General features: G+C 68.9%; 20 protein-coding genes and 2 pseudogenes (1 of these 22 cut by a window edge). 14 read left to right on the forward strand and 8 right to left on the reverse strand.

Annotated features, from left to right (window positions below):
* Window positions 1-161: 161 nt before the first annotated feature.
* On the forward strand, window positions 162-1,175 hold the full coding sequence (gene bioB / locus ACLBYD_RS11695) for a biotin synthase BioB (RefSeq protein WP_447816558.1): 1,014 nt from the start codon (window positions 162-164) through the stop codon (window positions 1,173-1,175).
* Entirely contained in the window at window positions 1,175-1,375 is a 201-nt protein-coding gene (bsaP, locus tag ACLBYD_RS11700) for a biotin synthase auxiliary protein BsaP (RefSeq protein ID WP_447816559.1), read from the forward strand. The genes bioB and bsaP overlap by 1 nt, the downstream gene beginning before the upstream one ends.
* Window positions 1,376-1,403: 28 nt before the next feature.
* Here the strand turns inward: bsaP and ACLBYD_RS11705 are convergent, their stop codons facing one another.
* Genes ACLBYD_RS11705 through ACLBYD_RS11715 form a run of 3 tightly spaced genes read right to left on the reverse strand, consistent with a single transcriptional unit; the run spans window position 1,404 to window position 3,579 of the window.
* Complete coding sequence (locus ACLBYD_RS11705) at window positions 1,404-1,970, reverse strand: DUF488 domain-containing protein (protein ID WP_447816560.1); 567 nt, start codon at window positions 1,968-1,970, stop codon at window positions 1,404-1,406.
* Window positions 1,971-1,986: 16 nt separating this feature from the next.
* Entirely contained in the window at window positions 1,987-2,634 is a 648-nt protein-coding gene (locus ACLBYD_RS11710; RefSeq protein ID WP_447816561.1) for a maleylpyruvate isomerase family mycothiol-dependent enzyme, read from the reverse strand.
* A 45-nt stretch (window positions 2,635-2,679) separates the two neighbouring features.
* On the reverse strand, window positions 2,680-3,579 hold the full coding sequence (locus tag ACLBYD_RS11715; RefSeq protein ID WP_447816562.1) for an SDR family NAD(P)-dependent oxidoreductase: 900 nt from the start codon (window positions 3,577-3,579) through the stop codon (window positions 2,680-2,682).
* 111 nt (window positions 3,580-3,690) lie between these two features.
* Here ACLBYD_RS11715 and ACLBYD_RS11720 point away from each other — a divergent pair, with 111 nt between their 5' ends.
* Together ACLBYD_RS11720 and ACLBYD_RS11725 are read left to right on the forward strand one after the other, a co-directional pair.
* On the forward strand, window positions 3,691-4,320 hold the full coding sequence (locus ACLBYD_RS11720) for a TetR/AcrR family transcriptional regulator (RefSeq protein WP_447816563.1): 630 nt from the start codon (window positions 3,691-3,693) through the stop codon (window positions 4,318-4,320).
* A gap of 75 nt (window positions 4,321-4,395) precedes the next feature.
* Window positions 4,396-4,536 carry a hypothetical protein gene (locus tag ACLBYD_RS11725; RefSeq protein ID WP_006554085.1) on the forward strand — a complete coding sequence of 47 codons (141 nt, stop codon included), beginning with the start codon at window positions 4,396-4,398 and terminating at the stop codon, window positions 4,534-4,536.
* Window positions 4,537-4,551: 15 nt separating this feature from the next.
* Here the strand turns inward: ACLBYD_RS11725 and ACLBYD_RS11730 are convergent, their stop codons facing one another.
* Complete coding sequence (locus tag ACLBYD_RS11730; protein WP_447816564.1) at window positions 4,552-5,262, reverse strand: NUDIX hydrolase; 711 nt, start codon at window positions 5,260-5,262, stop codon at window positions 4,552-4,554.
* An 82-nt stretch (window positions 5,263-5,344) separates the two neighbouring features.
* On the opposite strand from ACLBYD_RS11730, the gene nadA reads away from it, so the two are divergent.
* From nadA to ACLBYD_RS11755, 5 genes and pseudogenes are all read left to right on the forward strand, one after another.
* Complete coding sequence (nadA, locus tag ACLBYD_RS11735; protein ID WP_447816565.1) at window positions 5,345-6,376, forward strand: quinolinate synthase NadA; 1,032 nt, start codon at window positions 5,345-5,347, stop codon at window positions 6,374-6,376.
* Window positions 6,373-7,968, forward strand: coding sequence for an L-aspartate oxidase (locus ACLBYD_RS11740; RefSeq protein WP_447816566.1), 1,596 nt, complete (start codon window positions 6,373-6,375; stop codon window positions 7,966-7,968). Before nadA ends, ACLBYD_RS11740 begins: the two co-directional genes overlap by 4 nt.
* Window position 7,969: 1 nt before the next feature.
* Entirely contained in the window at window positions 7,970-8,836 is an 867-nt protein-coding gene (nadC, locus tag ACLBYD_RS11745) for a carboxylating nicotinate-nucleotide diphosphorylase (protein ID WP_447816567.1), read from the forward strand.
* Window positions 8,837-9,034: 198 nt separating this feature from the next.
* Window positions 9,035-10,477: a WS/DGAT/MGAT family O-acyltransferase gene (locus ACLBYD_RS11750; RefSeq protein WP_447816568.1), complete on the forward strand. Its 1,443-nt coding sequence runs from the start codon at window positions 9,035-9,037 to the stop codon at window positions 10,475-10,477.
* Window positions 10,478-10,629: 152 nt separating this feature from the next.
* Window positions 10,630-10,877: pseudogene (locus ACLBYD_RS11755) on the forward strand (DUF2470 domain-containing protein).
* A gap of 37 nt (window positions 10,878-10,914) precedes the next feature.
* Here the strand turns inward: ACLBYD_RS11755 and ACLBYD_RS11760 are convergent.
* From ACLBYD_RS11760 to ACLBYD_RS11775, 4 genes are all read right to left on the reverse strand, one after another.
* Window positions 10,915-11,913, reverse strand: a complete 999-nt coding sequence (locus ACLBYD_RS11760) for an alpha/beta fold hydrolase (RefSeq protein WP_447816569.1) — start codon at window positions 11,911-11,913, stop codon at window positions 10,915-10,917.
* A gap of 170 nt (window positions 11,914-12,083) precedes the next feature.
* Complete coding sequence (locus ACLBYD_RS11765; RefSeq protein ID WP_120283137.1) at window positions 12,084-12,509, reverse strand: hypothetical protein; 426 nt, start codon at window positions 12,507-12,509, stop codon at window positions 12,084-12,086.
* A 109-nt stretch (window positions 12,510-12,618) separates the two neighbouring features.
* Entirely contained in the window at window positions 12,619-14,373 is a 1,755-nt protein-coding gene (locus tag ACLBYD_RS11770) for a PHA/PHB synthase family protein (RefSeq protein WP_447816570.1), read from the reverse strand.
* Window positions 14,374-14,484: 111 nt separating this feature from the next.
* Window positions 14,485-14,868, reverse strand: a complete 384-nt coding sequence (locus ACLBYD_RS11775) for a helix-turn-helix domain-containing protein (RefSeq protein ID WP_447816571.1) — start codon at window positions 14,866-14,868, stop codon at window positions 14,485-14,487.
* Between the two features lie 121 nt (window positions 14,869-14,989).
* On the opposite strand from ACLBYD_RS11775, the gene hisD reads away from it, so the two are divergent.
* The 5 genes and pseudogenes from hisD to ACLBYD_RS11800 all read left to right on the forward strand — a co-directional run.
* Complete coding sequence (gene hisD / locus ACLBYD_RS11780; protein ID WP_447816573.1) at window positions 14,990-16,312, forward strand: histidinol dehydrogenase; 1,323 nt, start codon at window positions 14,990-14,992, stop codon at window positions 16,310-16,312.
* Window positions 16,309-17,438: pseudogene (locus ACLBYD_RS11785) on the forward strand (histidinol-phosphate transaminase). Before hisD ends, ACLBYD_RS11785 begins: the two are co-directional and overlap by 4 nt.
* Window positions 17,435-18,049: an imidazoleglycerol-phosphate dehydratase HisB gene (gene hisB / locus ACLBYD_RS11790; RefSeq protein ID WP_006554074.1), complete on the forward strand. Its 615-nt coding sequence runs from the start codon at window positions 17,435-17,437 to the stop codon at window positions 18,047-18,049. Before ACLBYD_RS11785 ends, hisB begins: the two are co-directional and overlap by 4 nt.
* Before the next feature lie 3 nt (window positions 18,050-18,052).
* Window positions 18,053-18,208, forward strand: coding sequence for a hypothetical protein (locus ACLBYD_RS11795; protein WP_016696019.1), 156 nt, complete (start codon window positions 18,053-18,055; stop codon window positions 18,206-18,208).
* A 1-nt stretch (window position 18,209) separates the two neighbouring features.
* On the forward strand, window positions 18,210-18,320 hold the 5' portion of the coding sequence (locus ACLBYD_RS11800) for an MFS transporter (protein WP_447816574.1). The gene runs 1,038 nt beyond the window's last position; 111 of the gene's 1,149 nt are visible here — the first part of the coding sequence; its start codon is at window positions 18,210-18,212; its stop codon lies off the right edge, out of view.

Consider the following 18,320-nt stretch of genomic DNA (forward strand, 5'->3'; position numbering starts at 1 on the left):
TGCTTCTTCGCTCCCGCTTCTCCTGCTGCCCGCGGCGGTACCGCGCCACCGGGGATCCGAACCGAAGGATTCGTTCCTTTGACACTATCGGACGCTTCGCCCTAACCTGAACGCTGTTCAATTGAACGATGTTCAAGTTCTCGCCACCCCAGGAGACGGCAGTGACCCAGGCGCCCGCCCGCACCGACATCCTCGAAATCGCTCGCGACCAGGTGCTCGGTCGCGGAATCGGCTTCGACCGCGACCAGACCCTCGAGGTCCTGCAGCTGCCGGACGACCGCATCGACGACCTGCTGGAAGTCGCCCACGACGTGCGCATGGCGTGGTGTGGACCGGAGGTGGAGGTCGAGGGGATCATCAGCCTCAAGACCGGCGGGTGCCCCGAGGACTGCCACTTCTGCTCGCAGTCCGGCCTGTTCGCCTCTCCGGTGCGTGCCGCCCGGCTCGACATCCCGTCGCTCGTCGAGGCCGCGAAGCAGACCGCCAAGACCGGAGCCACCGAGTTCTGCATCGTCGCGGCCGTGCGCGGACCCGACGAACGCCTCCTTGCGCAGGTCGCGGCCGGTATCGAGGCGATCCGCAACGAGGTCGACATCCAGATCGCGTGCTCGCTCGGCATGCTCACCCAGGACCAGGTCGACCGACTCGTCGCGATGGGCGTGCACCGCTACAACCACAATCTCGAGACCGCCCGCTCGCACTTCCCGAATGTCGTCACCACCCACACCTGGGAGGAGCGCTTCGAGACGCTGCGCATGGTCCGCGAGGCAGGTATGGAGGTGTGCTGCGGAGGCATCCTCGGGATGGGTGAAACCGTCGAGCAGCGAGCCGAATTCGCAGCCGACCTCGCGGCGCTCGAGCCCGACGAGGTGCCGCTCAACTTCCTCAACCCGCGCCCCGGCACCCCTTTCGGTGACCTCGAGGTGCTGCCTGCCACCGAGGCGCTCAAGGCCGTGGCGGCCTTCCGATTGGCGTTGCCGCGCACCATCCTCCGGTTCGCCGGCGGCCGCGAGATCACGCTCGGCGATCTCGGCGCACAGAAGGGGATCCTCGGCGGGATCAACGCCGTCATCGTCGGTAACTACCTCACCACGCTCGGCCGACCGGCGGAGACCGACCTCGATCTGCTCGGTGAACTGAAGATGCCGATCAAGGCCCTCGGCGAGACGATCTGATGTTCGATCCGTTCACCGGCGAAGCGATCGTCGGCGGGACGGTCCGGACCCATTCCGCAGCAGTGGAACTCGGACTCGAACCGCCACGGTTCTGCGCGCAGTGCGGTCGGCGGATGATCGTCCAGATCGCGCCGGACGGGTGGTGGGCGCGGTGTTCGCGCCACGGGACCGTCGATTCGGTGATGAGCGAACAGCGCTGAGCACCGACCCGATTCGACGGCCGACGGGTCACGAATTGTCGTCGGACCCGCCGGGATAGGTCACGACGCCGTCGGAATCCACCGACGGCGTCGCGCCCCACTGTCCCAGCTCGTGCTGTCGCGGCTTCGCGTTGTTGACGAGATGCACGACGGTCCATCCCCGTGCGGCGAGGATGTTCGCGATCAACAGTCGGTGACAGCGCCACGGCATCGGCTCACCGCACATGATCGCGACGTGCCGGTGCTCGGCCAGTTCGGTGAGGCGCTCCAATCCGGCCTCGAAGTCGTCGGTGAGGGTGTAATCGGCGTAGTTCTTGAAACTCGCGTTCTTCCAGCCCGCGTTGACGGCCGGATCGATACCCTTCTGTTTCGGCCGCCTGCCACCGAGTTCGGTGAGGTGCAGATAGCCGATCCCGGCACTGTCGAGCCAGGACGGCATCTCGTCGGCGTCGAACTGCGGGCTGCGGCGCGAACCGGGCATCTTCCGTACGTCGACGACGAGTTCGATGTCGGCCGAGGTCAGCGTGTCGAGCAGGACGGACTGCGGACACGTCCAGTGGCCGATGGTCCACAGGACGCGGGAGTCGGCACTCATGGCACCCATCGTCCCATCACGCGTGCGCCACCCGTCGGCGTAGTTCCTCGGCGCCGTCGCCCTCCAACCGGGACAACCCCGCACGACGGCCCGCGAGCAGCAGCAGGATCGCGGAGATCGGTCCCCGCACCTCGGGCCCGGAACCGGAGGACCACTCGGTGTCGGTTGCGGTGAAACGGAATCCGTCGAGAGGGACGTCGGCGAAGACCCGGGCCTTCCCGGTGCCGCGGGTGGACCACATCCGAGTGGCCCCCGCCGCCGCGGCATCCGGTGGCATCGGCAGGTCGCGCTGCAGCGGTACCGCGATGTCCTGGCCGTGGACGAGCAGATCGATCATGGCCTCGAGCGGGGTGATGCCCACATTGTGCCGCCGGGAGCCGATCATTCCCCGGAGGTCGGCGATCAACTCCTGTGTCGGTCGCCGGGCACGGTCGCGAGAGGACTCGCGGATGATCGTGTTCACCCCGCCGCGATGACGCACGACCATCCGGACGAAATCGACCACGGTGAGCTGCTGCAACGTGAGGTGCGCGGCGACGTCGCGCACGGTCCAGCCCTCGCACAGCGATGGCCGGCGCCATTCGTCGTCGGTGAGTTGTTCCAGCAGGTCGGCGGTTCGTGCGCGCTGCTCGTCGATCGTGTTCCAGATGTCGTCGACGTTCATGGGATCACCTGACCTGGGGTCCGCCCGACACACGATCCGCCCATTCTAGATCGCGGATCGCTCCCCACTCACGGATTCCGGTGCCGGTACGGCATCTTCCGCGGCACGGCTCACCGACTCCCACTCGAGCCAGGTGTCGACCTTCTCCCGGGTGGCGGCCACGGCAGCATCCAGCACGGCGCTGCCCAGGACGATGCGTCGCGGCGGCCGGTCGGCATCGACGACCGCGAGAAGCGCCTTCGCGGCCAGGGCCGGGTGGCTGTCGATGCTCGTGGACGCGCTCTGCTTTTCGATCTCGGCTCGCAGCGAGTCGTAGTCCGATCGCGGAGTGCTCACCGTCATGGTGGTATAGAGGTCGGTCCAGTAGCCGCCCGGCTCGACGATCGTCACGTCGATGCCGAAATGCGCGGCCTCGACGGCCAGGGCTTCACTGAGTCCTTCGAGGGCGAACTTGCTCGCGCTGTACAGCCCTGTGCCGGGCCCGCTCAGTACGCCCCCGATGCTCGAGATCTGCACGAGATGCCCGCGTCCTCGGCTCCGGGAGGCCGCCATGGCGGCCTGGCTGACCCACATCGCACCGAAGAAGTTCGTCTCGAACTGTGCACGCGCCTGCTCCTCGGTGAACTCCTCGACGAATCCGTAGGCCATGGTGCCCGCATTGTCGACGACGATGTCGATGCCTCCGAAATGCTCGCGGGCCCTGTCGAAAGCGGCGAACACCGCCGTGCGATCGGTGACGTCGGCCGGGAGTCGTAGGAGACGTTCCGGCTCCCGAGGGAGATCGGCCGACTCGATCGACCGGGAGACGGCCACGACGTTGTCACCTCTCGACAGCGCCGCACGGACGAACTCCCTGCCCAGGCCGCGGCTCGCGCCGGTGATCAACCAGGTGCGGGGACGCACGCCGGGGGTGGCGGGGGATGGGATTGTCGGTCGGGTCTTCAATGGATACCTCCTGGATGAGACGAGACGGTCCGTCTCGTTCATTCGAGAATGATCCACCGCGGACTGTCTGTCAAGACGCAACGTCTCGTCTCGGTGCGATATCGTCGTCCCATGCCCGCACGTCCCGAAACCGGAAACTCCCGACGCAACCCCGCCTCGCGGAAAGCGATCCTCGATGCCGCGTTCGATCTGGTCGCCGAGGTCGGCTACTCGAAACTCGGTATCGAGGCGATCGCCGCCCGGGCCGGCGTGGGGAAGCAGACGATCTATCGCTGGTGGCCGTCGAAGGGAGCCGTGCTCCTCGACGCGTACCTGGCGCGCACGCAGGGCGACGCCGGGGGCGAGGCCGCGCTACCCGACAGCGGCGACCTGCGCGCGGACCTCATCGCGGTGCTGCAGGCCACCGTGGCGGAGCTGCGTGATCCGACGTTCGCCGTCCCGCTGCGCGCGTTGACCGTGGCGGTACTCGAAGACCCCGAACTCGCAGCGGAATACGAACATCGGCTCGACGCACCGATGCGGGAGATGAAGAAGGCCCGGCTCCGGGCCGCGCAGAGTGCGGGGCAACTGCCGGACGACCTCGATCTCGACGTCGCCGTGGACCTGCTGTTCGCACCGGTCGCCCAGAAGTGGTCGGCCACCGGCGAGCCCCCGTCGGACGACTACGTCCGCACGCTGGTCGAGACCGCCCTCGCCGGCCTGACGCGCTCGGCCGAGGGCGTTCCGTCCGCGAGCATGTAACGCACGACTCCTCTTGTCCGACACACACGTCGGAATCACATGACGATCTGTGCACGACGAACGGGGAGGGACAGCATGGGTTCGGTCGACGTTCTGGAATGGATCCGCGAAGGCTATCTGGCGGGTGATCCGCTGCGCTCGGCACTGTTCGTCGGGTCGGCCTTCCTGACGATGCCGCTGCAGTTGCTCGAGGTCATCATGGGTCGGCCCTTCTGACCTCCTCCGGGAGGTTCACACCGGTGGTCGCAGGGCGGCGAATTCGTCCGTCACGCGCAGCCGGGAATCGGTGAAGCGGTAGAGCGCCGGGGGGCGACCTCCCGCCTTTCCGGACGGTGCGGTGTTGCCGGTGCGGGTGAGCACGTTCCGGCGCGCCAGCACCCGTTGGAGATTGGTGGCATCCACCTCGTATCCGAGTGCAGCGCAATAGATGTCGCGCAGAGTCGACATCGAGAACTCTGCCGGTGCGAGGCCGAACGCGATGTTCGTGTACGACAGCTTCGCGGCCAGGCGCGCATGGGCGTTCGCTACCATCACCCTGTGGTCGAAGGACATCTCGGGAAGGTCCGAGACCGGATGCCAGGCCGTGTCGGCCGGCAGTTGGGGATCCGAGGTCAGGGGGATCAGGCCCAGATAGGTCGACGCGATCGTGCGTGGACCCGGCACCCGATCCGGGTCGGAGAAGACCGACAGCTGTTCGAGATGCGCGACCTTGCGGACGTCGACCTTCTCCGCGAGTTGCCGCCTGGCCGACGTCGTGAGGTCCTCGTCGTTGCGTAGTTGACCGCCGGGAAGCGACCACGTGCCGACTTGCGGATCGAGGGCCCGCTGCCACAGCAACACCCCGAGTTCGGGCTCTTCGCGGAGGGTTCCCGAGGCGTCCGGAAAGCGGCGAACCTGGAACACAGCGATGAGCACTTCGTGACGGGTGTTACCATGTGGCATGTTTTCGATCCTAAGTCGAAAACCTCGAACACGGCAATTCCGGTACAACCCGCCGGGATGACACCCTCGAAGGAGCTAGGCCATGACCACGACCGAGTGGGCGGGAGCCGCCACCATCGTCGACGGCCCCGGTGGCTACACGGGCGTCGAGGCGACGCCGGAGTGGGCCGAGGAGGTCCGTCGGTTGGCCCGTGAGCGCAACGCCACGCTGCTCGCGCACAACTACCAGCTTCCCGCGATCCAGGACGTCGCCGACCACGTCGGCGACTCGCTCGCGCTCTCGCGTATCGCCGCCGAGGCCGAGGAGGACACCATCGTCTTCTGCGGCGTGCACTTCATGGCCGAGACCGCGAAGATCCTCAGCCCGAACAAGACGGTGCTCATCCCCGACGAGCGCGCCGGCTGCTCGCTCGCCGATTCGATCACCGCAGACCAGCTGCGCGAGTGGAAGGCCGACCACCCCGACGCCGTGGTGGTCTCGTACGTCAACACCACCGCCGAGGTCAAAGGCCTGACCGACATCTGCTGCACCTCGTCGAACGCCGTCGACGTCGTCGCGTCCATCGACCCCGACCGCGAGGTGCTGTTCCTGCCCGACCAGTTCCTCGGCGCCCACGTCAAGCGCGTCACCGGCCGCGAGAACATCCACATCTGGGCCGGGGAGTGCCACGTGCACGCCGGCATCAACGGCGACGAGCTCGCCGCGCAGGCCGAGGCACACCCCGACGCCGACCTGTTCGTCCATCCCGAGTGCGGCTGCGCCACCTCGGCGCTCTACCTCGCCGGCGAGGGCTTCGTGCCCGACGACAAGGTCAGGATCCTGTCCACCGGCGGCATGATCGACGCCGCCCGTGAGACCGGCGCGAAGCAGGTCCTCGTCGCCACCGAGGTCGGCATGCTGCACCAGCTCCGCAAGGCGGCGCCCGGCATCGACTTCCAGGCGGTCAACGACCGCGCGTCGTGCCCCTACATGAAGATGATCACCCCTGCCGCCCTGCTCCGCTGCCTGCAGGAGGGACGCGACGAGGTCCACGTCGCCGCCGACGTCGCCGAGCGCGCCCGCCTGTCGGTGCAGCGCATGATCGCCATCGGCAACCCGGGCAGCGGCGAGTGACCACCGCCATCACGGTGGCGTGGGAGGACCACGCCGACCTGGTGGTCGTCGGGGGCGGCGTCGCCGGTCTCACGGCCGCGCGCGCGGCCTCCCGGCGCGGCGCGCGGGTGCTCACGGTGAGCAAGGGTGGCCCCACCGACACGGCCACGCAGTACGCGCAGGGCGGTATCGCTGTGGTGGCGCCGGTGGGCGACAGCGTCGACGCCCACGTCGCCGACACCCTCGCCGCGGGCGGGGGACTGTGCGACGAGGACGCGGTGCGCTCGATCGTCACCGCCGGCCCCGATGCCGTCACCGCCCTGCGCGATCTCGGCGCGGTCTTCGACACCGGCGGGGACGGCGACATCGCCCGCACCCGCGAGGGTGGGCACAGCACCCGCCGCATCATCCACGCCGGTGGCGACGCGACCGGCGCCGAAGTTCAGCGCGCCCTCGGCGCGGCGGTCCAGCGCGCACTCGGCGCGGCAGGACTGCCCGTCCTGTTCGGGGCCGCTGCCGCCCGGGTGCTCACCGACGCGCGGGGCGTCACCGGACTGCTCGTCCTCGGCGAGCGCGGGTTCGGCGTCGTCCACACCCCGGCCGTGTTGCTCGCCACCGGTGGCCTCGGGCAGCTGTACGCGTGCAGCACGAATCCGCCCGGCGCCACCGCCGACGGCATCGCGCTGGCCCTGGCCGCCGGAGCCGGCGTCGCCGACCTCGAATTCGTCCAGTTCCACCCCACCGTGCTGTTCGCGGAAGGTGGCACCGGACGTCGGCCGCTCATCAGCGAAGCGGTGCGCGGTGAGGGAGCGCGACTGGTCGACTCCCGCGGCCGATCGATCACCGAAGGTGTGCACCCCCTCGGCGACCTCGCACCCCGCGACGTCGTCTCACGGGCCATCGCCGAGCGACTCACCGCGCTCGGTGAGGATCACGTCTACCTCGACGCACGTCACCTCGACGGTTTCGCCACGCGTTTCCCGACCATCACGGCGATGTGTGCCGACGCCGGTCTCGACCCGGCCGGGGACCTGCTGCCCGTCGCACCCGCCGCCCACTATTCGTGCGGCGGTGTCGTCACCGACGTGCACGGCCGCACCCGCATCCCCGGTCTGTACGCGGCCGGTGAGGTGGCACGCACCGGCCTGCACGGCGCGAACCGGCTCGCCTCCAACAGCCTTCTCGAAGGGCTCGTCCTCGGCGAGCGTGCGGGGGTGGCAGCGGCGATCGAACGGGCCGGCACGCGTGTCGAGACCGACGGGATTCCCGCCGTCGCCTCGACCGTCTGCGATCGTACGGTGCTGCAGCAACTCATGACCCGGCACGCGCTGGTCGTGCGCGACGCCGATGGACTCACCGCTGCCGCAGTCGAACTCGACGGCGCAAGTGTCGCTACGCCGTGTGCCGCCGCGGATCGGCTCGAGGACGCGGCGCTCACCGTCACCGCGCGGGCCCTGCTGCTCGGGGCGCAGCGCCGCACCGAGTCGCGGGGATGCCACACCCGCAGCGACCGTCCGCACACCGACCCGGCGCAGGCACACAGCCTGGAACTGCGTATCGACGACGACGGCGAGTTGTCCTTCACCACACCGGAACTGACAGGAGTCAACTGAGATGACCACCGCCCTGCCCGACGGACTCGACCTCGCCGAGACCCGCGAGCTGGTCCGGAAGGCGCTCGACGAGGATCTACGCTACGGACCGGACGTCACCACCGACGCCACCGTGCCCGCCGACGCCGTCGCCACCGCCTCGGTGGTCGCGCGGCAGGCCGGCACCCTCGCCGGTCTGGACGTCGGTCTGCTCGTCCTCGACGAGGTCATCGGTGCCGATCACTACCGCGTGCTCGACCGCAGGTCCGACGGCGAGCGCGTGCTGCCCGGCGATTCGGTCCTGACCGTCGAGGCGCCGACCCGCGGCCTGCTCACCGCAGAGCGCACGATGCTCAACCTCCTGTGCCATCTGTCGGGCATCGCCACGGCGACCTCGCACTGGGTCGACGCCGTGGCAGGCACCGAGGCGAAGATCCGCGACAGCCGCAAGACCCTGCCGGGAATGCGTGCGCTGCAGAAGTACGCGGTGCGGATGGGCGGCGGCGTCAACCACCGCATGGGGCTCGGCGACGAGGCACTGATCAAGGACAACCACGTCGCGGCGGCCGGCTCGGTGGTCGCGGCGCTGCGCGCCGTCCGCGAACATGCCCCCGACATCGCGTGCGAGGTGGAGGTCGACACCCTCGAACAGTTCGACGAGGTGCTCGCCGAGAACGTCGAGTTGATCCTGCTCGACAACTTCCCGCTGTGGCAGACGCAGATCGCGGTGCAGCGTCGCAACACCCACGCGCCGCAGACGCGACTCGAATCTTCCGGCGGCCTGTCCCTCGACGTCGCCGCCGACTACGCACGCACGGGCGTCGACTTCCTCGCGGTGGGTGCGCTGACCCACTCGGTGACCGTGCTGGACTTCGGCCTGGACATGTGAGCGCGTAGGTCGCACGTCACCGGCCGGGCGAATCGGACGCGGCTGCCGAAGATTCGTCGGTGAGACGGTCCCGCACTTTCCCCTTCTGGGGTAGAACTGACAGCACATCGACGTGCCGGGACCGGTCACGTGGGGGGCGGGCTCCGGTGGTGGCCGGTGCTCTGTGGGGGAGGAAGACAGAACGCGATGCGGTTACCGATGGCACCGACCGACTCGATGTTCCTGCTCGGCGAGTCGCGCGATCATCCGATGCACGTGGGCGGTCTGCTGCTGTTCCAGCCGCCGGAAGGCAAGGACGCGAGCGACCTGCGGTCGATGTTCGCCGAGGCGCTCGCCCGCGAGGAACCTGCCGGGCCGCTGTGGTGCAAGCGGCCCACCCGGTCACTGTTCACCCTCGGGCAGTGGGCATGGGAGGACGATCCGCGCTTCTCCATCGACTACCACGTGCGGTTCAACGCGCTGCCGTCCCCGGGCACGATGGACGATCTGTGGGAACTCGTCTCCCGCCTGCACGCCTCCCTGCTCGACCGCACGCGCCCCCTGTGGGAGATGCACCTGATCGAAGGGCTCGCCGACGGTCGTTACGCCCTCTACGTGAAGATCCACCACGCGCTCGCAGACGGGGTCGGTGCGATGCGCCTGCTGCGCCGCGCACTCAGCACCGACCCGAAGCGCACCGACATGCCGGCCCCGTGGGCGGTCGCCGACGCCCAGTCGACGAGTCGTTCGGCCATGGGCACCGCGATCGGATTCCCCGGTGCCGTCGTCCGTGCGGCGACCGGCGTGGTGAACGACGCAGTGAACGTGGTGTCCGAGGCGGTGGCACTGGTCCCGGCGATCGTCGGCACCGTCGACCGGGCACTGCACAATCGCGGGGGTTCGCTGTCGTTGGGCGCTCCGAACACCATCCTCAACCGTCAAATCTCCGGATCGCGCAGATTCGCGGCACGGTCCTGGCCGATCGAACGACTGCGCATGGTGGCCAAGGCCGCCGACGCGACACTCAACGACGTCGTCCTCGAACTGTCGGGCGGGGCTCTGCGGGCGTTCCTCTCCGAACACGATGCGCTGCCGGACGATTCGCTGGTCGCCATGGTTCCGGTGTCGTTGCGTCGGAGCACGAGCTCGTCGGGCAACGAGATCGGCATCCTCATGTGCACCCTCGCAACGCAGTGCGCCGATCCGGTGGAACGGCTTGCGCGTGTGCGCGGTTCGATGATCGAGGGCAAGCACGCGATGAATTCGATGTCGAAACTCGGTCGTCTCGCGACGAGCGCGGTGGGCGTGGCACCCCTGGCGGTGGGGGTGCTCACCGGCAACCGTGCGCTGCCGCGACCGCCGTTCAACGTGATCGTCTCGAACGTGCCGGGCCCCGACGCCCCGCTGTACTGGAACGGTGCGCGTGTCGACGCGTTGTATCCGCTGTCGGTGCCCGTCGACGGGCAGGCGCTGAACATCACGTGCACGAGCACCGACGACGAGATCGCGTTCGGCCTGACCGCGTGCGGCCGCACGGTGCCGGACCTTGCTCGGCTGCTCGACCATGTCGACGACGAACTCGAGGCGCTGGAATCCGCCCTCGGCGTCCGGGTGGGGACCGACGACGAGGTGAGCGGGGAGAGCGACGCCGAGCACGGCTGACCGCGTCGTTCCGAGAATCGTTGCGCCACATCGTCGAACGACCCGGGTCGGGGTGTGACCGGGACCGACACGCCCGCCGCCCGCCCGATTGGCTACGCTGAGCGCCCGTGACCGACTTCGACAGCCAGGTGGTGGCGGCTGTGACCGCCCACATGAACGACGACCACGCAGCCGACAGCCTGCTCATCGTGCGTGCCTTCGCCGAGCCCCGCGCCGTCNGGCGCGGATGACCGGCGTCGACCGCGAGGCGGGGGAGTGGGTCGTCGTCATCGACGGTCGCGATCACACCGTGCGCATCCCCTGGCTCGAGCCGGTGACCGACCGAGCGGGACTCCGCACGGCCGTCGTCGATCTCTACAAGGCGGCGTGTACGCGCCTCGGGGTCGACACCCCGTCCTGATCACTGTCCCGACCGCCCTGCGGCCGGGACAGTGCGATCATATCGACGCTGCCAGCCGTCGGGCGTGCGGCGTCCATACCTCCGTGAGTGCACGACGGCCGATGAACAGCCCGATGTGGCCGGCGTCGGCGATCGTGGTGGTGATTCTCTCCGGCGGGGTCGACACGTGCTCCGCCAGCGCCGTGACCTGCCGGGGAGTCGCGATCAGGTCCGCCGATCCGGCGATCAGATGGACCGGGCAGTCGACGGCCGAGAGGTCGACGATGCGTCCTTCGACCCTCAGCGTGCCGGCGACGAGTTCGTTGCCCACGAACAGGTGTCGCATGATCCATTCGCGGAAGGCCGAGGGGATCTCCTGCTTCCACGTGAACCAGTGCCGTTCGGCTTCCCAACGCGCGACCTCGTCGGGATCGTCGAGCAGTCCGAGCAGCGTCATCGCACGTTCGACCTCACCGATCGGATCGGTGGTCGGCACCCCGACGGCCCGCGCCGCCCCGTACCAGAAGTCGATTGTCGTGGCCGCGGCACCGCGAGACGCGTGGGCCAGCACCGACAGCGCCGGCTGGTCGACGTGGAAGTCGATGGGTGCTCCCGCCACGGTCAGCGAGTGCACGCTCTCGGGATGCAACGCCGCGTAGACGGTGCCGAGCCACCCACCCTGGCTGTCGCCGATCAGGTTCACCCGGCCCCCGAGATGGTCGACGGCCTCGGCGACGACCGCCAGGTGCTCGTCGATCGAGCAGCCGTCCGTCGCGAGGGTCGCGGGCGCCCAGTCGAGACAGTGCAGGCGGGTCAGGCCACCGGCTCGGAGGGCTTCGACCTGACTGCGGTCGGCGGAATGGTCGACGATGCACGAGTGGGTGCCCGCCTGCGGCGGCAACAGCAGCGTCGGGATCTCGTCGCGTGCGGGGTCGGAGGTGCTGCAATCACGCAGACCTCCGAGGGACCACCGGCGCACGACCGGCCAGTCCGTGGTCCAGCGCGGCGGCGTGGCAGATGTCAGGGCGCGGCTGTACCGGTTCGCGTCGGAGACCAACGTGCACGGTGTGGCGCCGCGTCGCACGAGACCGGCGAGATAGGCGCTCCAACCGGCGATCGCCGCGNGGGGCCGCGGCGATCCGGGCGGGTGTCAGTGACAGCATGCACTGCACCGGAGAACGTCCGCTGATGCGGTGTTCGGTATCGACTGCATCGAGGAGTCGACGATTACTTCAGCAGGTCGCGAGCGGTGCTCGTGACGGTGGTGGTGAGCTCGCGAGCGAAGGACACCTGTGCCTTGGCGAGATCGGCGACCCACTCGACGGGGGTGGCGTCGGCGACCTTCTCCTGCAGATCCAGGATGCTCGAGACGGCCTTCTCGTAAGTGTCGACGCCGAGGTTTCCGCTCTGCTTCGCGGCGTCGATGAACTTCGCGTTGAACTCCTGGAAGCGCTCGGTGGCCTCGTCGACGGTCTTGGTGAACTCGGTGGCGGCCTTGTCGGCGACCGCAGCGGCCGTCGAGGTGAGCTTCTCGGCCGACTGCTGGGCCGTTGCGGTGGCCTCGGTGGCGGCCTTCGTGGCGGCTTCCGTCGCCTTGGCAGCGGCATCGGTGGCCTTGGCGTTGGCGGCGGTGGTCTTGGTCGGTGCGGTCATGATGTGTACCTTCCGTGGGCGCTCGTGACAGGAGCGGGGCTTCCCCTGTGGGGGTGCGCTCGGATCAGCGCTGTTAGCAGGTTAGCAAGATGATAGCTAACGCGCAACGTCACTCGAAGACATAGGTTCCCGGGGCATCGCACAGCGGCGGATGCTGCGCGCTGCCCATCGCCGGGGGAGCGACCAGCTCACCGGCGCGCTTCGTCGACCATGCGGTCCAGTCCTCCCACCACGACCCGGCGGTGCGAGTGGCCTTCTCCGACCACGCCTTCGGGTCCTCGGGCAGCGTCGGCAGCTTCTCGCCGTCGGGCGCGCCGACGGCCTCGAACCAGGCATTCGGGTTGGGGGGATTGACCGCGCCGGCCACATGGCCGCCGCTGGTCAGGACGTACCGGACCGACCCGCCGAGCAGGCCCGTGGCCTTGTACGACGACGTCCACGGCACGATGTGGTCGTTGATCGCGCCCACCACATAGGTGTCGCACGTGATGTCCGACAGGTCGAGGACCTCGCCGTCGAGCTCGTACACGCCGCGCGCGAGCTCGTTGCGGCCGTACAGCGACCGCAGGTAGTGCGAGTGCATCTTCGCCGGCATGCGAGTGCTGTCCTCGTTCCACGCCAGGATGTCGAAGGCGGCGGGCTTCTCGCCCTTCATCCACCGCGACACCCAGTAGTTGAAGATCAGATCGCGCGCGCGGATCATGTCGAAGCTGCCGGCCATCTCGTTGCCGGAGAGGAAGCCCTGCTTGCTCATCCGGAACTCGACGCGGTCGAGTGTCGCCGGGTCGGTCAGCAGTGCCAGCTCGCCGACCTCGCTGTAGTCCAGGAGTGTGTTGAGCATCGTGAACGCGCTGATCCGCTTGTCGTCGAGCTTGCCCATGCGGGCCGCGGCCATCGCCGCCATCGCGCCGCCCAGGCAGATCGACAGCACCTCGATACGCGAGGATCCGGTGATCTCCTCGACGACGTCGAGAGCCGCCGCGACACCCTGCCGGTAGTAGTCGTCCATCGTGATCTCGTGCATCGACTCGCCCGGGTTGCGGTACGAGATCGCGAACACGGTGCGGTTGTGCTGCACGGCCCACTCGATGAGGCTGCGCTGCGGCGCGAGATCGAGGATGTAGTACTTGTTGATCCACGGCGGCGCCGCCAGGATCGGGATCTCGTGCACCTCGCCGGTCTGCGGGGCGTACTGGATGACCTCGATGAGGTCGTTGCGGAAGACGACCTTGCCGGGGGTCGCGGCCATGTTCTCGCCGAGGGTGAACGCCTCGCGGTCGACCTTGAGCGGCAGGCCCTTCCGGTGTACGACGTCCTCGATGGCGTACTTCGCGCCGCGGAACAGGCTCGCGCCACCGGTGTCGAGCGCGCGCACGAGCACACCCGGGTTGATGAGGAAGTTCGAGGGGGCGAGCGCGTCGAACATCAAGTTCGCGAACTGGCGGGCCTTGCCGTCCTGCACGGGATCGCCCGAGCCGGCGTCGGCGAGATCCTCGACGTACTCGCGGGTGGCGAGATAGCTCTGCAGCAGCGAGAAGTAGGCCGGGTTCTCCTTCCAGGCGGCATCGGAGAAGCGGCGGTCCTTCGGATCCAGCGGCACCGGGGGCTGCGGATCGGCGGCGTTCCACACGCGTGTCGCCGCTACCGGAATGTTCGCCAGGCGGGTGGCGTACTCCGTGGTCGCGCCGGCCACGGCCCGCGGATTCTTCACTGCACGGCCGGCGACGGATGCGACAGCCGGTCCCCACCCGATCGGGTCGAGGGAGGAGGTGAGCTTCTTCTGCAGATGGTTGAGCACCGAGCAACTCCAGAACTGGGTGAATGGTCCGGAGCCGATGGTGACGTCGCCGACGGAGGCGCGCACCTTACCCCCAGGTACGTGCTACCTGCATGTTCGTCGACGAGGCGACGAAATCGGGCTGACCTCGATTGCTGCGTGACGCACGAACCCGCCCAGGGCCGATTGTGAGAATGCTCACTCCTCGTCGGGTTCGCGTCCTCCACCACGCCGACGGCGCGCGACGGTGACCTCCCGGAACGCCTCGTACATCTCCTCGAGCGAACGCCGCTGGGGATTGGTCAGGTCGGGATCCTCGCGGATCGCCTGCAGGACCGCGGACTCCGCTCCGTCGTCGGCCTGCGCGTGGGTCGCGAGGGTGTCCGCGGACAGGTGCAACTGTTCGGCGATCGCTTGCAGCACACGCTCGCTCGGCGCCCGCAGGTTCCGCTCGATCTGCGACAGGTACGGATTCGAAATGCCCACCATCGCCGCGAGTTGACGCATGGGCAGTTCTGCGAGCTCACGCTGGCGGCGGATCAATTCGCCCAACGTGCTCGGGCGCGACTCGTCCTCGTCCATGCCGTCAGCATAAGCACGGTGATCCGTGTCGAGAGCATCCTCACGCGGGCGCGACTTCGAACGTCACCACTCGATGCGAGATAGTAGAAGGTGACCCCTGTTCGACGAGAGAGGACACCTCATGCTTGCCCGCACCGACCTGCGCGGTCGTACTCCCACCACTGCGGAGCTCAGGGGCGCACTGCCCCGCGGCGGAGTGGATGTGGACGCGGTGCTCCATCAGGTCCGTCCCGTCGTCGACGACATCCGCGACCGCGGCGCCGAGGCCGCGCTCGACTACTGCGAGAAGTTCGACGGGGTCCGCCCCGCCTCGGTGCGTGTTCCCGCCGCGGAACTCGACCGCGCGCTGGCCGAACTCGAGCCCGCGGTCCGTGCCGCTCTCGAGGAGGCCATCGCGCGCACGCGCGTCGTGCACGCGGCCCAGCGCCGCACCGACGTCACCACCGAGGTCGTCCCCGGCGGCACCGTCACCGAACGCTGGGTGCCGGTCGAACGCGTCGGCCTCTACGTGCCGGGTGGCAACGCGGTCTACCCGTCGTCGGTCGTGATGAACGTCGTGCCGGCGCAGGCCGCCGGCGTCGAATCGCTCGTCATCGCCTCGCCGCCGCAGAAGAACTTCGGCGGACTGCCGCACCCGACGATCCTCGCCGCCGCGGCCCTGCTCGGCGTCGAGGAGGTGTGGGCTGTCGGCGGCGCACAGGGTGTCGCACTGCTGTCCTACGGCAGCACCGACACCGACGGCGCCGAACTCGCCCCGGTCGACATGATCACCGGCCCCGGCAACATCTACGTCACCGCCGCCAAGCGGCTGTGCCGCGCGGTCGTCGGCATCGACGCCGAGGCCGGCCCCACCGAGATCGCGATCCTCGCCGATCACACCGCCGACGCGGTGCACGTCGCCGCCGACCTGATCAGCCAGGCCGAGCACGACGTCATGGCCGCCTCGGTGCTCGTCACCACCAGCACCGAACTCGCCGACGCCGTCGATACCGCGCTCGCCGCGCAGCTCGAGCTCACCAAGCACCGCGAGCGCGTCACCACCGCGCTGTCGGGCAGCCAGTCCGGCATCGTCCTCGTCGACGACATCGAGCAGGGCCTGAAGGTCGTCAACGCCTACGCCGCCGAGCACCTCGAGATCCAGACCGAGAACGCCTCCGAGGTCGCCGCACGCGTCCGGTCGGCGGGCGCGATCTTCGTCGGGCCGTGGGCGCCGGTCTCCCTCGGCGACTACTGCGCCGGATCGAACCACGTCCTGCCCACCGCCGGCTGCGCCCGGCACTCGTCGGGCCTGAGCGTGCAGACCTTCCTGCGCGGCATCCACGTCGTCGAGTACACCGAGGCGGCCCTGAAGGACGTCTCCGGTCACGTCATCACCCTCGCGAACGCCGAGGACCTGCCCGCCCACGGCGAAGCCGTCCGTCTGCGATTCGAGGCGCTGAAGTGACCCAGATCCCCGGCTCCCGCATCACCCTCGCCGATCTGCCGCTGCGCGAGAACCTGCGTGGCAAGTCGCCCTACGGTGCGCCGCAGCTGACGGTGCCCGTCCAGCTCAACACCAACGAGAACCCGCACCCGCCCACGCAGGCGCTCGTCGACGACGTCGCCGAGGCNCCGTGCGTGAGGCGGCGACGCAGCTGCACCGCTATCCCGATCGCGACGCGGTCGCGCTGCGCACCGACCTCGCCGCCTATCTCACGAACGCGTCAGGCGTTCCTCTCGGTGTCGAGAACATCTGGGCCGCAAACGGTTCCAACGAGATCCTGCAGCAGCTCCTCCAGGCCTTCGGTGGTCCCGGGCGCACCTCGATGGGCTTCGTACCGTCGTACTCGATGCACCCGATCATCGCCGACGGCACCCAGACCGAGTGGCTGGCCACCTACCGGCGCGACGACTTCACCCTCGACGTCGAGGCATCCGCCGCGGCCGTGCGGGAGCGTCGGCCCGACGTCGTCTTCGTCACCAGCCCCAACAACCCGACGGGACACAGCATCCCGCTCGACGAGTTGCGGGTGATCCTCGACGCCGCCCCCGGCATCGTGATCGTCGACGAGGCGTACGTCGAGTTCTCCTCGCAGCCGAGCGCTCTGTCGCTGATCGACGAGTACCCGACGAAGATCGTCGTCTCGCGGACGATGAGCAAGGCCTTCGCCTTCGCCGGCGGACGGCTCGGCTATCTCGCCGCGGCCCCCGCGATGATCGACGCGCTGCTGCTCGTGCGCCTGCCCTACCACCTGTCGGTCGTCACCCAGGCCGCCGCGCGTGCGGCCCTGCGGCACGCCGACGAAACTCTCGCGTCGGTTGCGGAACTGGCCGCCCAGCGCGACCGCGTCGCCGCCGAACTCGCCCGGTTCGGCTACGACGTGATTCCCTCCGACGCCAACTTCATCCTGTTCGGCCGCTTCGCGGACGCCCCTGCCACCTGGCAGCGGTATCTCGACGAGGGTGTACTCATCCGCGACGTCGGGATCCCCGGCTACCTGCGGACCACGATCGGTCTGACCCACGAGAACGACGAGTTGCTGCGAGTGAGCGAGAAGCTCGCGGCCACGGAAATCGAGGAAACCCGATGAGCGACCGCATCGCGCGCGTCGAACGCACCACCAAGGAATCGAGCATCACCGTCGAGATCGACCTCGACGGCACCGGTCGCACCGAGATCTCCACGGGGATCCCGTTCTACGACCACATGCTCACCGCGCTCGGCCAGCACGGTTCGTTCGACCTCACCGTGCAGGCGCAGGGCGACATCGAGATCGAGGCCCACCACACCGTCGAGGACACCGCCATCGTCCTCGGCCAGGCCTTCGGTCAGGCCCTCGGCGACAAGCGCGGCATCCGGCGCTTCGGCGACTGCTTCATCCCGATGGACGAGACCCTCGCGCACGCGTCGGTCGACGTCTCCGGCCGTCCCTACTGCGTGTTCACCGGTGAACCCGACTACATGGTGCACTCGGTGATCGGGGGATATCCCGGCGTGCCCTACTCGACGGTGATCAACCGGCACGTGTTCGAGTCGTTCGCCTTCCACGCCCGCATCGCCCTGCACGTGCGGGTGCTCTACGGCCGCGACCCGCACCACATCACCGAGGCCGAGTTCAAAGCGGTCGCCCGCGCGCTGCGCGAGGCCGTCGAACCCGACCCGCGTGTGACCGGCATCCCGTCGACGAAGGGCAGTCTCTGACATATGGATGTCGTCCTCACCTACCTGTGCTTCATCGTGGCCGGATTCGCGGCAGGCGGAACGTGGTCGATGTGGAAGGCGCGCAACACGTTGTTCGCGGGTGTGCTGCTGGCTCTGACCGTGCTGGCCGCCGCCGCGGGCGTCTTCCGGCTGCTCTGACGTGGCGGAACAACAAGGACTGTTCACCGTTCGTGGTCTGATCCCGGCGTGGTCGACGTCCGCGGCGGCCTTCGGCGGCTTCTCGCTGCTGCTGCCGGTCGTGCCGTGGGCG

It is taken from the genome of Rhodococcus sp. C26F, from assembly GCF_053345925.1.

Coding starts and splice junctions, on each gene's coding strand:
- bsaP (WP_447816559.1), top strand. CDS start 1,175: ATGTTCGATCCGTTCACCGGCGAAGCGATCGTCGGCGGGACGGTCCGG.
- ACLBYD_RS11705 (WP_447816560.1), bottom strand. CDS start 1,970: ATGAGTGCCGACTCCCGCGTCCTGTGGACCATCGGCCACTGGACGTGT.
- ACLBYD_RS11710 (WP_447816561.1), bottom strand. CDS start 2,634: ATGAACGTCGACGACATCTGGAACACGATCGACGAGCAGCGCGCACGA.
- ACLBYD_RS11720 (WP_447816563.1), top strand. CDS start 3,691: ATGCCCGCACGTCCCGAAACCGGAAACTCCCGACGCAACCCCGCCTCG.
- ACLBYD_RS11725 (WP_006554085.1), top strand. CDS start 4,396: ATGGGTTCGGTCGACGTTCTGGAATGGATCCGCGAAGGCTATCTGGCG.
- ACLBYD_RS11730 (WP_447816564.1), bottom strand. CDS start 5,262: ATGCCACATGGTAACACCCGTCACGAAGTGCTCATCGCTGTGTTCCAG.
- nadA (WP_447816565.1), top strand. CDS start 5,345: ATGACCACGACCGAGTGGGCGGGAGCCGCCACCATCGTCGACGGCCCC.
- nadC (WP_447816567.1), top strand. CDS start 7,970: ATGACCACCGCCCTGCCCGACGGACTCGACCTCGCCGAGACCCGCGAG.
- ACLBYD_RS11750 (WP_447816568.1), top strand. CDS start 9,035: ATGGCACCGACCGACTCGATGTTCCTGCTCGGCGAGTCGCGCGATCAT.
- ACLBYD_RS11765 (WP_120283137.1), bottom strand. CDS start 12,509: ATGACCGCACCGACCAAGACCACCGCCGCCAACGCCAAGGCCACCGAT.
- ACLBYD_RS11775 (WP_447816571.1), bottom strand. CDS start 14,868: ATGGACGAGGACGAGTCGCGCCCGAGCACGTTGGGCGAATTGATCCGC.
- hisD (WP_447816573.1), top strand. CDS start 14,990: ATGCTTGCCCGCACCGACCTGCGCGGTCGTACTCCCACCACTGCGGAG.
- hisB (WP_006554074.1), top strand. CDS start 17,435: ATGAGCGACCGCATCGCGCGCGTCGAACGCACCACCAAGGAATCGAGC.
- ACLBYD_RS11795 (WP_016696019.1), top strand. CDS start 18,053: ATGGATGTCGTCCTCACCTACCTGTGCTTCATCGTGGCCGGATTCGCG.